We start from the raw sequence: 13653 nt of genomic DNA, 5'->3' as shown, positions 1-13653 counted from the left end.
ATAATGTTACAGTACAAAACGATTGCACTCATTGCTACCACCATCGTAGCTGGATCTTTAACCGCTTTAAACGGACCAAAACCTAAAGTTAAGGCACCTGCCGAAACTTCCGTAAGTAAACTGGTAAACTATAAAGTAAATGCCGAACAGAGTAAACTTACCTGGCTGGCGAAGAAAGTAACCGGAGAACATTCGGGAACCATCAATGTTACATCGGGATCGCTTGCCCTCGATAATAAAGTGCTAAAAGGAGGCAGCTTTGAACTGGATACCAAAACTATTGCGGTAACCGATTTAACGGATAAAGAAACCAATGCAAAACTATTGGGCCACTTAAAAAGTGCTGATTTTTTTGCCGTTGATAAGTTTGATAAAGCTACTTTCAACATCACTTCTGCCAAAAGTACAGGTGCAGGAACTTATGATGTAAAAGGAAAACTCACCATTAAAGGCATTACCAACGAAATCAGTTTCCCGGCTACGGTTAAGCAAGATGGCAACAAAGTAACTGCCAATGCAAAAATTATTATCGACAGAACAAAGTATGATATCAAATTCAGATCAAAAAGCTTTTTTGAAAACCTTGGCGACAAAACTATTTATGATGATTTTGAGCTGAATGTACAGCTTGTTGCCAATAATTAAAAAATCTCTTGTTAAGGTTAGTGGAGTATGGGAGGATGTATTGTTCTCCCTGCCTCTGGCTAAATGATTTCCAAAAAAGTACCGTCATTTCGAGCGAAGTGCAACGTAGCCGAGAAATCTATCTCGAGGTAGATCTCTCCATTTCACTGCGTTTCAGTCGAGATGACGACCCTTTTTATAGAGTCTGTCAATGGTAGGACAGCAGAATCTGATATTACCCAAATAAACCAATGAAAAGAAGCAAACTCATAATCCCCCTAAGTCTTATCACCTTAGTGATATTGATGGCCGGTTTTGGTGCCGATGATCCCACAGTAATCAACAGCAGGGAGCGTTTGGGCGAAAAATTGTTTTTTGATCCGATTCTTTCCAAAGATAAAAGCATCAGCTGCGCTTCGTGCCATAAACCGGAATTTGCTTTTGCCGATACCGCAAGGGTAAGTTTAGGCGTTGGCGGAACCAAGGGAACACGTAATTCACCATCGGTAACCAATTTATCAGGTCGGCCCAATCTTTTTTGGGATGGCAGGGCAGCCTCTCTCGAAGATCAGGCTTTGCAACCCATCATCAATCCGGTTGAAATGAACCTGCCCATTGCTGATGCCATCGATAGATTGCAGAAAGACAAAGAATATGCAGCGCTTTTTCAAAAGATTTTTAATGCACCGCCCACACAAAAGAATTTACTGCTGGCCATTGCTTCTTTCGAACGGACTTTAGAAACCGCAAACAGTCCTTATGATCGTTACATCAATGGTGATGATAAAGCGATATCCGAAAATGCCAAACGGGGCAGAATGTTGTTTATCGGAAAAGCCAACTGTAACAACTGTCATTCCGGAGAAGATTTTACTGCCGACCGTTTCAAAGGCATAGGATTATTTAACGATGAAGACCTGAAAGACCAGGGCAGATTTGAGGTAACCGGTAATCCGGAACATAAGGGACATTTTAAAATCCCGGGTTTAAGAAATGTTGGATTAACGGCCCCATATATGCACAATGGGATGTTTAAGACGCTAAAAGAAGTAATCCAGTATTACAATAACCCTGACGCGGTAATTAAAAATGGCAAAAACAGGGATCTTTCCCTAAATAAACCATTGGGATTAAGCGAAACCGAAATAAACGATATTGAAGCTTTTTTACTGTCGCTAACCGACGACAGATTTCAAAAACCAAACCATAAAACAGGCCAATAGCCAAAACCCGAAAAATCAATTTTAAAACATTTTTTGACCCGAAAAAAGGTTGAATGGCCATTGGCATGTCTATTCCAAAATAAACAACATGAAGATAAAACTACTATTCATATTGCTGTTGAGTACAGTTATCTACTCAAAATTATCTGCCCAGCAGCGGATCATCACCGGGGTGGTGGTTGCTGCAGAAGATCAGTCACCATTGCCCGGAGTATCGGTAAGGATCAAAGGATTAGATGGCTCTACCGTTACGGATAAAGATGGTGTATTTAAAATTTCAACCAAAAACGGACGCTTTATCGAAGTATCTTACATTGGTTATAAAACCGCTACGGTAGAAATCGGATCGGCTACCAAATTAAACGTTTCGCTCGAACAAGCTGATAATACTTTAACCGAATTACAGATTGTAGGCTCGAGGAATGCTAACCGCACCAAACTCAATTCACCTGTTCCGGTTGATGTGATCGATTTAAAAACATTGCAGCAAACCTCACCACAGGCCAGTGTAACACAGTTACTCCAGTATGTATCTCCATCTTTCCACTCTTCGGTTTCCGGTGGTGGCGATGCAGCTTCGGCAACTTCTACCGTACAATTGAAAGGTTTAGGCGTAGATCAGGTATTGGTGCTGGTAAACGGAAAAAGAAGACATAAAAGCTCGAACATCAGTTGGGGCGGTTTGGGTAACGGGGCAACCGGATACGATCTGAATGCCATTCCGGTGGGTTCGATAGACCGTATCGAAATTTTACGCGACGGTGCTGCGGCCCAATACGGATCGGATGCCATTGCAGGGGTAATTAACGTGGTGCTGAAAAATACTGCAGATGAAATTACGGCAAGCACGATTGAAAGCATCCGCCGCAGGGGCGATGGCTTAACCACCAGGAGCAATGCCAATATCGGACTGAAATTGGGTGCGAAAGGTTTCCTGAATATCACCGGCGAATATGCCACACAAGCAGTTTCACTTCCTTCCGGAAATGACTCTGATGGGATTTACATCGGTCCGGCTTATGGTGGCGGAGCCAATACCAGGGGTTTTGACCAGATTTATACCAAAGAAATTGATGATGCCATTATTGCCAGCCGCGGTATCGACCGCCATTTCTTTGATCAGCGCGGATCGACCAATAAATCCAAAGATGGTTTATTATCATTCAATGCCGGAATACCATTGAAAGATGGTTTTGAAGTATATTCTTTTGGTGGGATCAGTCACCGTAACTCGCAGTTTACCGCCGTATACCGTTTGCCAGGCTGGACAGAGCGTAACAATACCTTTGTTTATCCGGATGGATTTCTGCCTGCCATGGATAACATCATCACCGATCAATCTCTGGCAATAGGTGTAAAAGGCAAAATAAGCGGATGGAACTTCGACGTATCCAATGTTTACGGGAGAAATGCTTTTGATAACATCATCAGCAATACGTTGAATGCCAGTTTAGGTCAAAAAACACCACGCACCTTTAATGCGGGCAGTTACAATGCTTCGCAGAACAGCGGAAGTTTAGATTTCTCAAGGAAATTTGATAAAGTACTTAAAGGATTAAACGTTGCCTTTGGTGGACAGTACCGCGTAGAAACCTATCAGATTATAGCGGGCGAAGAAGGTTCTTACTCGAAAGCCGATTTAAGTACCATTTATTCCATTGGTTACACCACCGGCGGTATCCCTTATTTTGTAGCTGCAGGCAGTACACCTTTAAACGGACTTTCGCCAGGTTCGCAGATCCATGCCGGTTTCAGGCCATCAAATGAAGTGAATGTGAAACGTTCTATTTCTGCCGCTTATGCGGATCTTGAATTGAACGTAACTGATAAATGGCTTTTATCAGGTGCGGTTAGGGTAGAAAATTATTCCGATTTTGGAAGCGTAACCACTTACAAAGCAGCAACGCGTTACGGTTTCGCTAAATGGCTGGCCGTTCGTGGTGGTTATAATACCGGTTTCAGGGCTCCCGATCTGGCACAGTTTTACTACACCGAAACCTCTACTACTTTTCAGAACGGAGTTGCGATAGATCAGGTTACGGCAAATAATGTAAATCCTGCAACCAAAGCATTGGGCATTCCATCGTTACAACCCGAAAAATCGAAAGGTTATTCTGCAGGATTGACTTCACAGCCGATACAGAATGTTGAATTAACAGTGGATGCCTATCAGATCGACATTAAAGACCGCGTGGGTAATACCGGACGTTTCTCGGCAACGGATGCGAATTTACCTGCAGATGTAAGGGCATTATTCGTACAAACCGGTACCGTACAGGCCAAGTTTTTCTATAATTCATTCAGTACACGCACCAGGGGCATCGAATTTACCGGAAGTTATCGTTTTTTATTGCCCAACGGCGGTAATGTAGCCTTTTTGGCCGGCGCAAACCTACAAGAAACAACGCTTACCAAGGTAAATACACCTAAAGGTTTGGAGGCTTACCGTTACATCATTTTCGACGAGAGCGAAGAGGTGCGTGTAACCCGTAGCATCCCAAAAACCAAAATTACCCTGCAGGGAACCTACAACATCAATAAGTTTAACTTTCTATTGCGTAGCGTATATTTTGGATCCGTATTGGCAGTGAGCCAGTTAAATGCCAATTTTCCGAAACCTGATTATTATTATCAAACCTATAGTCCGATATGGATTACCGATGTTTCGGCAGGGTATCGGATTACGCCTCTGCTACAGGCTACCATTGGTGTAAATAACCTCTTCAATGTGCTGGGCGATTATTCTATCCCTGCGCCGGGAAGTAATATTACCCGTACAAATTCACCAAGTGCGGCACAATCGGGAACCAGCACCGGTTTACAACCTTTTATCCGACTTTCGGCCACCTTTAATTAAAATCACAGATGAGAATTTATAAATTTCCAACATTATTTTTTGCATTAGCCGTTTCATTGTTTGCTTCGTGCAAAAAGACAGATTACCTCGATATTAATGCTGGCGATCGGCCACCTTTAAGTGCAAAGGTTAAATTTATCAATGCACGCCAATCGGTTACGGCCGTTAATTTCTGGGATTTTACTCGAAAAGTTACGACTACTGCATTGCAACGCAATACGGCTACGGGTTATTTAGATACCCAGTATGGAAAAGTACAATTTAACCTCACGGAAGGAACGGAGCCTTCTTACAAAGCATCGTATGTTTTTGGTGGAAGCGCAAATTTTATACAGGAAACCAATTCTGCATCTTTTGCTGGTCCGAACGGGCCCATTGCGGATTTTGCACACAGTTTATTTACCGTAAAGAAAAAATTAACGAGTACGCTAAATCCGGGTAATATTGATAGTTTGATCCTGGTATACGATGATTTAACCCTACCTGCAGCAGGTAAAGCTAAAATCAGGTTTGCTAATTTTTCGCCGGATGCACCAAAAGTTGATCTTACCTACGCCGCCGGAACAGAAATATTTGCTGATGTAGCTTATGGTAATTTTGGTAACCAAACCATTATTCCTTATACATCAGGAAAGGCACCTGCAGTAATTGAAGGTTTGAGCTGGAGAACACTCGGACCCTTTAAGGAAATAGACGCAGGTACCAATGTGAGTTTATTGATAAAAGATAATACCACTAAGGCGGTTATTCCTTTAACCAATACAGCTTTAAATGCGGCCACTTTCGAAGCCGGAAAAATTTATACCGTTTATATTAATGGTACAATTACTGGAACACCATCTATTACGGCTACCATTATTACGCATAATTAACATTTTCGGTTGGTAAGATACCAACCAATAGAAGAAACTCCTGGCTCAAACAGGTTTATATTTGGTTAGAAAAAGGGGCATGTCTGGATAGAATGCCCCATTGTTGTTTAAGATGCTGTCATCCTGAGCGCAGCGAAGGATCTTTTTTTTGCTTATCGTCTTTACCATATAATGCATTTAAGAGAATATAAGCTTAAATGTCTTATATTTTTATATGGTGAATAATGGTCCTCGTTTATAACGAGGATCAGTGAGGTTTGCATTTGCAATGCAGAATAAAATATGTGTGGCGATACAATCGCCTTTCTCGTGCATCCCGATTGCAAATCGTGAAGAAGTTAGTGAGGCTGTCATCCTGAGCGTGGCGAAGGATCTTTGTAAAATAGACCCTGAAATAAATTCAGGGTGACGAACGCATTTAGAAAATCTTACCCCAATTTCCTCCCTGTATTAATCACATTAACGCCATTAAAACGGGTAGTGGCACTGCCATGCGAAACGGCGCTTGCCTGCCCCGGTTGACCTTTTCCATCAGAAAATGTTCCGCCCAGCCGGTAATCATTTTTATCGCAGCGTTGCACGCATGAATTCCAGAATTCCTGGGTATTGGCCTGGTAAGCGGCATCTTTAAACATGCCCACAATTTTTCCTTCTTTAATTTCGTAAGCCAGTTGTGCGCTGAACTGGAAATTATAACGTTGCTGATCGATGGAATAAGAATTCCGGCCGAACATATAAATGCCTTTTTCTACATTTTTAACCATATCTGCAGCGCTTAAAGCGGCATTCCCAGGCGCTAAAGATACATTAGGCATTCGTTGGAACTGGATACTGTCCCAGCTATCTGCGTAACAACAGCCTTGCGATTCCTTTAAACCTAAAATATGTGCCTGATCGCGGATGGTTTGGTAATTCACCAGAATTCCGTCTTTAATGATATCCCATTTTCCACATTTTACACCTTCATCATCGTAACCCACAGCGCCTAAAGATCCTGTTTCCAGTTTATCGGCAATAATGTTTACTTCTTTGCTCCCGAAGTTGAATTTTTTTGATTCCCATTTATCCAATGTCAGGAAACTCGTTCCGGCATAGTTGGCCTCGTAACCCAAAACACGGTCGAGCTCTGTAGGGTGGCCAACCGATTCGTGAATGGTTAAGAAAAGGTGCGAAGGATCCAATACCAGATCGTATTTGCCGGGGGCAATGGGCTTTGCTTTTAACTTTTCGTCAACATGTATGGCGGCTTCACGCACATCTTCCAGGATGTCGTAACGTTTTTTGTACATCGTAACGGGGCCGCCTTTAATTTTTTCTTCGTCTTTAGGTTTAAGGTATTCAAAACCCATTCCCATGGGTGCGCTTAACGCATTTCTGGTTTCGAATTTGCCACTTGCCGCATCGGTTTTGGTGAGCGTAAAAGTTGGCCAGATCCGGTGGATATCCTGATCAATATACGAACCATCGGTTGAAGCAAAATATTTCTGCTCATTGATCATGAAGAGATTAGAACTGATGTATTTTGCACCACCTTTCATCGCCTCACTGTTTACTTTTAAAAGCAGGTCTACTTTATCGGCGATAGGTACTTCAAAAGCATTGATTTCGATAGGGGTTTTCCAGCTTACTTCTCCAAAACCTTTTTGCGGAGCCAGTTGAACAGGTTCTTCCATCAGTTTGGCATTTCCTTTTGCAATGGCAACGGCAGCTTCTGCAGCTTTGGCAATGCTGGCATCATCCATATTATTGGTGGCGGCAAAACCCCAGCTTCCGTTGGCAATTACGCGTACACCCAAACCATAAGATTCGGAATTGGAGATGTTTTCTACCCGTGTTTCCCTGGTGGCTACAACCTGGTTCAGGTAGCGGCCAATCCGTACATCGGCATAAGTTGCACCCTTGCTTTTTGCTGCATTAAGGGCAACATCGGCCATTTTTTTCTTCAGGGCAACATCAACAGGAGTTAAAGATTCTTCAACAGAAATAATTTTGCCAAAAGCAGGGATGTTGGGTATCATGCTGGCGCCAAGGCCAACACCTGTCATGTATAGGAAATCTCTTCTTCTCAATTTTTAAAGTTTTAATAAGTTGTTTTAGGCCCTTCGACTCCGCTCAGGGTGACATTCCTCGAAAGGTCGTCATTGCGAGGAGGAACGACGAAGCAATCTTAAAACGGTCGCTACCAGCGTGTGCATTAAGATTGCTTCGTACCTCGCAATGACGAAGTTTTTTATTGGACGATCCCAGGTTATATCGCGTCTGATAATGAAGTGAAGGTAAAATCCCTGATTTTCATTGGCGGAATCAATCCGCTTCCTGTTCTTACAGGTTTACCTAAGGCTTCCACATTGTTAAGCATAATTACCGGACTCTCATTAAACCTGAAATTCTTGATTGGGAATTTGATTTCGCCGTTTTCAATATAAAAAGTACCATCACGGGTTAGACCTGTTAATAATAAAGTTTGCGGATCAACCGAACGGATATACCAGAAACGGGTTACCAGAATACCTTTTTCGGTACTTTTGATCAGCTCTTCCAGTGACTGGTTGCCTCCTTCGATAATCATGCTTCGGCTAAATGGAAGGGGTTGAACATTTTTTTGTGCAGCCCAATATCTTGAATAGGACAGGTTTTTTACCACACCTTTTTCTACCCATTGCGTCCTTTTTACTGGTAAACCTTCGCCTGTAAACGTTGAAGATGGGATTTCGGTATTCATAGGATCGGAATAGATGTTTACGTTTTCGGAGAATAATTGTTCCCCTAAACGCGTGCCACCACCTTTTTTGCTCATAAAGCTCCGGCCTTCGTCGGCACTCCGGGCATCGAAGCCCCTGAACATGTTGCCAATGATATCGCTGGCTGCAAGCGGTTCTAAAATTACCGTATATTTTCCGGGTTCGATGGCTTTTGCACCTGCCGAACCGTTGGCCTTGCTTGCTGCAATTTTGCTTAGCGCAAGGGTATCCATTTTATCAAGATCGTTAAAATCCTGCTCCACATAGCCAGAACCTGTTCCCTGTTTATTCCTAACGGTAACCGAGAAAGATACATTTGTTCCTTTATTATATGCGAATAAACCTTTAGAGTTCATGATTGCATTAAAACGGGTAGCGTTTTCGAGGAAACCAGCGGCATCTAAACCGGCGGCTTTTGAAACGCTTAAACTTTTACCCACCATTTCAGCCCTGGTATCAGGTGTAATGGCAGCAGTTTTTGCATTGAAGGTATTCGATTCGGCAAATGTTTGCGGACCTAGCGGCGGCATAAATTCAGGGTTTTCTGGTGCCAGCATGGCCAGTTCTTCGGCTCTTTTTACCACTTTTTGCAAAGAGGCATCGTCGAACTCGTTGATGGTTGCCGAACCTGTTTTTTTACCAAACGTTGAGCTTACCCCTAAACTCATGGTGCTGATCTGGCCTGCAGTAGAAACGGCATTACGTGCATAACGGATGTTTCCGCCGTCCGAACCGCTTAAACTTACCTCGCAGAAATCGGCTTTAGAAAAACCGACTACTTTTTTTAATATCGCCTGGGCTTCTTCTTTACTTAATATGGCCATAATTATATTTTTCTTGCTGTATTGATAACATTAACTCCATTAAACCGTGCAGTAGAACTGCCATGTGAAACGGCACTGCTTTGCGAAGGCTGGCCTTTTCCGTCATTGAACGAACCACCTAAACGGTAATCGCCTGCATCGCAGATGGCATTGCATGAATTCCAGAACTCCTGTGTATTGGCCTGGTAAGCCACATCGTTAAGCATACCTACAATTTTACCTTCTTTAATTTCGTAGAAAATCTGTCCGCCGAACTGGAAATTGTAGCGTTGCTGATCGATAGAAAAACTACCGTCGCCGATGATATAAATACCTTTTTCTACATTTTTGATCATGTCGTCAACACTTAACTTTTCTTTACCCGGCTGAAGTGAAACATTTGGCATACGCTGAAACTGTACATCATCCCAGCCCTGCGAATAGCAACAGCCGTTTGATTCGGTTAAACCGATAATGTGTGCCTGATCGCGGATGGCCTGATAACTTACAAGAACTCCATCTTTAATTAGATCCCATTTTTTGCATTTTACACCTTCATCATCGTAACCCACCGCACCTAAAGACCCTACTTGGGTTTTATCGGCCACAATATTTACTTTATCACTGCCGAATTTGAATTTTTTCGATTCCCATTTATCTAAAGTAAGGAAACTGGTACCTGCATAATTGGCCTCATAGCCTAAAACACGGTCGAGTTCGGTAGGGTGACCAACAGATTCGTGTATGGTTAACCAAAGGTGCGAAGGATCGAGTACCAGGTCGTATTTACCCGGCTCAACCGATTTTGCTTTTACTTTTTCATTGGCAACACGGGCTGCTTCTTTCACATCTTCGAGCATATCGTAACGGTCTTTGTAACGGGTTACAATACCGGTAACTTTATCTTCGGGGCGTGCGTGCATATACTCGTAACCTTTGCCACTTGGAGCGCTTAGTGCATTACGGGTTTTAAATTTACCCGATTCGCGGTCGACCTTGGTTACATTGAAGGTAGGATAGATGCGGTGCACATCCTGATCAATATAGGAACCATCGGTAGAAGCAAAGTATTTCTGCTCATTAACGGCGAAAATAACGGAGTTTACAAAGTTGGCCCCGTTCTGCATCGCTACATCGTTAACGTTCAAAAGCAGGTCTACTTTTTCTTTTACAGGGACTTCGAAGGCATTAATCTCGATCGGAGTTTTCCAGCTTACTTCGCCATAACCTTTTTGAGGGGCGAGCTGCACAGGTTCTCCCTGTATTTTAGCATTGGCTTTTGCAACGGCAACGGCTTGTTCGGCTGCTTTGGCAATGGCATCTTTGGTTACGTTGTTGGTGGCGGCAAAGCCCCAGCATCCATTGGCTAACACACGGATGCCCACGCCGTACGATTCGGTATTGGCAACACCTTGCACACGTTTTTCGCGTGTGGCTACAAATTGATTTAAATAGCGACCGATACGAATATCGGCATAGGTAGCACCTTTCGATTTTGCAGCGTTGAGGGCAACATCGGCCAGTTCCTTTTTAATTTTTACATCCACTCCATCAAGTGCCTGTAAAGGATCGATGGGCGTTCCGAATGCAGAAAGGTCGGGAAGGATTAAGGCACCCATACCCATTCCGGTTAAGTAGAGGAAATCTTTTCTTTTCAATTGGTTCAGTTTAGTTAGTTTACGTTCTCAATATAGCGAATTTTGAGGCTAATGAGTCCGAAATGAGTATAACATTTTAGTTTCAAAGCTAAAAAGGAGATGATTTTATGTGAAAAGGTATTTTTAACCACAGATATGCACTGATAAACACAGATTTTTTGTGTTTTTTTTCTTATTGTCATTCTGAATGCAGTGAAGAATTTTTTATCATGCTTGCGCTCGTTTCCAAACGAGTGCAGAAATAGTTCTACGATTTTATCGTTTTAAACGATAAGCTATTGAACGCTCGTTAGAAACGAGCGTTAGCACAGCAAATGAGTAAATTTTGCACGGTGGCGCAGAAAAGCACGGAAATTAAGTGAAAAGCTAGTATTTAAATGATTTCGATACGATTTTCATCCCCTGCGATCCGTCATTTCGACTAAAGCTGCTGATTTTTTATCAGTAGCGGAATGGAGAAATCTATTGGAAGATTTTTGTTATTAGATCTCTCCATTCCGCTTTGCTTCAGTCGAGATGACGAATCGCCTATGCCTGCGCTCGTTTCCAAACGAGTGCAAAATAGTTCTACGATTTTATCGTTGTAAACGATATGTTATTGAACGCTCGTTAGAAACGAGCGTTAGCACTAGCAAATTGAGTAAATTTTGCCACGGAGACACAGAAAAGCACGGAAATTAAGCGAAAAGCTAGGGTTTAAATGATTTCGATACGATTTTCATCCCCCGCAATCCGTCATTTCGACTGAAGATGCTGATTTTTCATCAGTAGCGGAATGGAGAAATCTAAAGATGTTTGTTATTAGATCTCTCCATTCCGCTTTGCTTCAGTCGAGATGACGAATCGACTATGCTTGCGCTCGTTTCCAAACGAGTGCAAAAATAGTTCTACGATTTTATCGTTTTAAACGATAGGCTATTCAACGCTTGTTAAAAATGAACCTTAGTTAAATATTATGTTATTTATAATGATTCCAAGCAGCATGCTGCAGGAAGGTTTCATGACTCTCATGATTTGTTAACGCGTAAAGCGGCAAAGTTTCATCATAAAATGAACTCCAAAGAAGTCAAGTTTTTAAAACTTGACTTCTTTAAACTGCCAAAATCCTTGCTTCGTACCATAAAAAGGCGGCTGCAAGTACAAATCCGGCAAAGAACCACCAGATCGAAATCTCTTCTTCTACAAATACATCTTTTAACGCTGTATTATTTTCAGCTGTACCCATATTTCTGACGAATTGATGCGTATCATTTAAAGTCTGTTGATTTTTTAGTGTTTGCCAATCGGTTTTTTCGTAAATATAAACAGGTTCAATGTTTTGGTTTACCTGTAAGTTTGTCCACCCTGCTTGTTGCGGCCAGTAAAATGCATCCCACTGGAAAGGAAGTTCCATATTTTGCCGCGGACTCAACGCAACATCATCTATTTTTAATGCCGGCATCTTACCCGACGTTGCTAGATCAGTAATGATCCTGGTTTTTTGATTTACCGTTGGAAATTGTGGAAGGATGTTTACACTTAAAATCTCGCTTCTCTTTTTTGCAGCGCTGCTTAAAAGTTTGGACCAATAGGTAGCATAATCTGTTTTTTGTCCGGAAAGTAGCCAGTTATATGTTGAAGAAAGGGTAGAAACCATTATTTTGCCAGCACCACTGATGCTGCTGTTTACCAATGTTTTTCCATTCGGATCTGCAACAATGGCTTGATCATGTTCACCTGATTTCAAAAACAAAGTCTGCTCAATGGGCAATGGTTTAAATTTGAAATGATCTTCGGCCAGACTTAAATTTAAAGGTTTATCCTTTAAAACAGGAGATTCGAAACGAGTGAACCTGCCGCTAAGCGGGGTTAAAGCTTTCGGACCTGAAACCCTGATAAATAAACCCATCCCATTATTAACTGCGACGTTTATTGAAGTCCTTTCGTTTGGATTGATGGCTGCCAGTTCGTCTTCATCAATAATCAGGATATCGAATTTTTTTAAGGTTGAAGTATTGATCTGGCTAAGATTTACACTATCCATATTTAAAAAATCTGAAGCAAACTTATTTTTACTGATCTGACTTCTGAAAGCCAGCGGATAATGGTTTTCGTACAGCCAGTTTTTTAAAAACTTATACTCAAAGTCGGGGAAAGAAGTCAAAATCAGTACTTTCATTGCTGGCTGATCACCTACCTGTATTGGGATAGGCTCTTTGCTTAAAGTATCATTTTTTTGCAAAGCAATAAGTTGATAAATAGCTTTTCCGCTTTGTTTTGGTGTGGTTTTGAAAGAAAATGTTTTATTCGATTGTGCTTCAATAGTAGTTGAGTCGACTGTTTTTCCCAAACCTTTAAGCAAAAGTTTAATGGTGTGCTTGCTGGTATTTTGATAATTTCCCTGAACGGCAAGAACGTCGGTGGCTTTTAATTTTTCCTGCCAGCTGGCTGAAATAATCCCGTTAGGATTGGCAGATGGATGGAATTTGATCTGATAGCCTTTAAGTTTTTCCAGCTCTGCAGCATTTAAACCATAACCGTAAATATTCAGTTTCCGGATATTGGGATTGGTTTTTAAAAAATAAGAAAGATCAGAAATGGAGGTTGCTTTTATATTTTTTAAATCTATAGACGAAAGCACATACTTTTTTCCTTTTAAACTGGCAACAGAATCAGGATGGGTGCCCTGGGTAAGTAAAATGATTTCATCGGAACGTTGTTGCAGGTGTGTTTCGTATTTAATGGGAACAATAAATAATATAAAACAGCCAACTGCGATGATATTGGCTAAAATACGCCAGAATAGCCTGGCTTTATTTAACCTTTTGATCTCTTTAAACAACAAAAAGCTAAGCAATAATAGGGCAACAAAAATGGCGATGTATTTAAATTCCAT

At 41.8% G+C, this 13653-nt stretch carries 8 protein-coding genes; 4 read left to right on the top strand and 4 right to left on the bottom strand.

The features are described from left to right. Positions 1-3: 3 nt before the first annotated feature. The 4 genes from DRW42_RS23560 to DRW42_RS23545 all read left to right on the top strand — a co-directional run bounded on the left by DRW42_RS23560 (position 4) and on the right by DRW42_RS23545 (position 5576). Positions 4-645, top strand: coding sequence for a YceI family protein (locus DRW42_RS23560; protein WP_113951325.1), 642 nt, complete (start codon positions 4-6; stop codon positions 643-645). Between the two features lie 230 nt (positions 646-875). Continuing rightward, on the top strand, positions 876-1847 hold the full coding sequence (locus tag DRW42_RS23555; RefSeq protein WP_113951324.1) for a cytochrome-c peroxidase: 972 nt from the start codon (positions 876-878) through the stop codon (positions 1845-1847). 88 nt (positions 1848-1935) lie between these two features. Continuing rightward, positions 1936-4704: a TonB-dependent receptor gene (locus DRW42_RS23550; protein ID WP_113951323.1), complete on the top strand. Its 2769-nt coding sequence runs from the start codon at positions 1936-1938 to the stop codon at positions 4702-4704. A gap of 8 nt (positions 4705-4712) precedes the next feature. Next, positions 4713-5576 carry a DUF4397 domain-containing protein gene (locus DRW42_RS23545; protein WP_113951322.1) on the top strand — a complete coding sequence of 288 codons (864 nt, stop codon included), beginning with the start codon at positions 4713-4715 and terminating at the stop codon, positions 5574-5576. A gap of 428 nt (positions 5577-6004) precedes the next feature. On the opposite strand, the gene DRW42_RS23540 is transcribed toward DRW42_RS23545, so the two are convergent. The 4 genes from DRW42_RS23540 to DRW42_RS23525 form a co-directional block, all read right to left on the bottom strand. After that, positions 6005-7645, bottom strand: coding sequence for a TldD/PmbA family protein (locus tag DRW42_RS23540; protein ID WP_113951321.1), 1641 nt, complete (start codon positions 7643-7645; stop codon positions 6005-6007). Between the two features lie 179 nt (positions 7646-7824). After that, entirely contained in the window at positions 7825-9141 is a 1317-nt protein-coding gene (locus tag DRW42_RS23535) for a TldD/PmbA family protein (RefSeq protein ID WP_113951320.1), read from the bottom strand. Positions 9142-9143: 2 nt separating this feature from the next. Then, a complete protein-coding gene (locus DRW42_RS23530) occupies positions 9144-10778 on the bottom strand; it encodes a TldD/PmbA family protein (protein ID WP_208643623.1) in 1635 nt (544 codons plus the stop codon). 1090 nt (positions 10779-11868) lie between these two features. Then, positions 11869-13653: a tellurite resistance TerB C-terminal domain-containing protein gene (locus DRW42_RS23525; protein WP_113951318.1), complete on the bottom strand. Its 1785-nt coding sequence runs from the start codon at positions 13651-13653 to the stop codon at positions 11869-11871.

The sequence above is a fragment of the Pedobacter miscanthi genome, assembly GCF_003315595.1.
GTDB lineage: Bacteria > Bacteroidota > Bacteroidia > Sphingobacteriales > Sphingobacteriaceae > Pedobacter > Pedobacter miscanthi.
Note: the sequence above shows the minus strand (reverse complement) of the source record. Positions and strands in the feature narration are given on the sequence as shown.

Coding starts and splice junctions, on each gene's coding strand:
- DRW42_RS23560 (WP_113951325.1), top strand. CDS start 4: ATGTTACAGTACAAAACGATTGCACTCATTGCTACCACCATCGTAGCT.
- DRW42_RS23555 (WP_113951324.1), top strand. CDS start 876: ATGAAAAGAAGCAAACTCATAATCCCCCTAAGTCTTATCACCTTAGTG.
- DRW42_RS23550 (WP_113951323.1), top strand. CDS start 1,936: ATGAAGATAAAACTACTATTCATATTGCTGTTGAGTACAGTTATCTAC.
- DRW42_RS23545 (WP_113951322.1), top strand. CDS start 4,713: ATGAGAATTTATAAATTTCCAACATTATTTTTTGCATTAGCCGTTTCA.
- DRW42_RS23535 (WP_113951320.1), bottom strand. CDS start 9,141: ATGGCCATATTAAGTAAAGAAGAAGCCCAGGCGATATTAAAAAAAGTA.
- DRW42_RS23525 (WP_113951318.1), bottom strand. CDS start 13,653: ATGGAATTTAAATACATCGCCATTTTTGTTGCCCTATTATTGCTTAGC.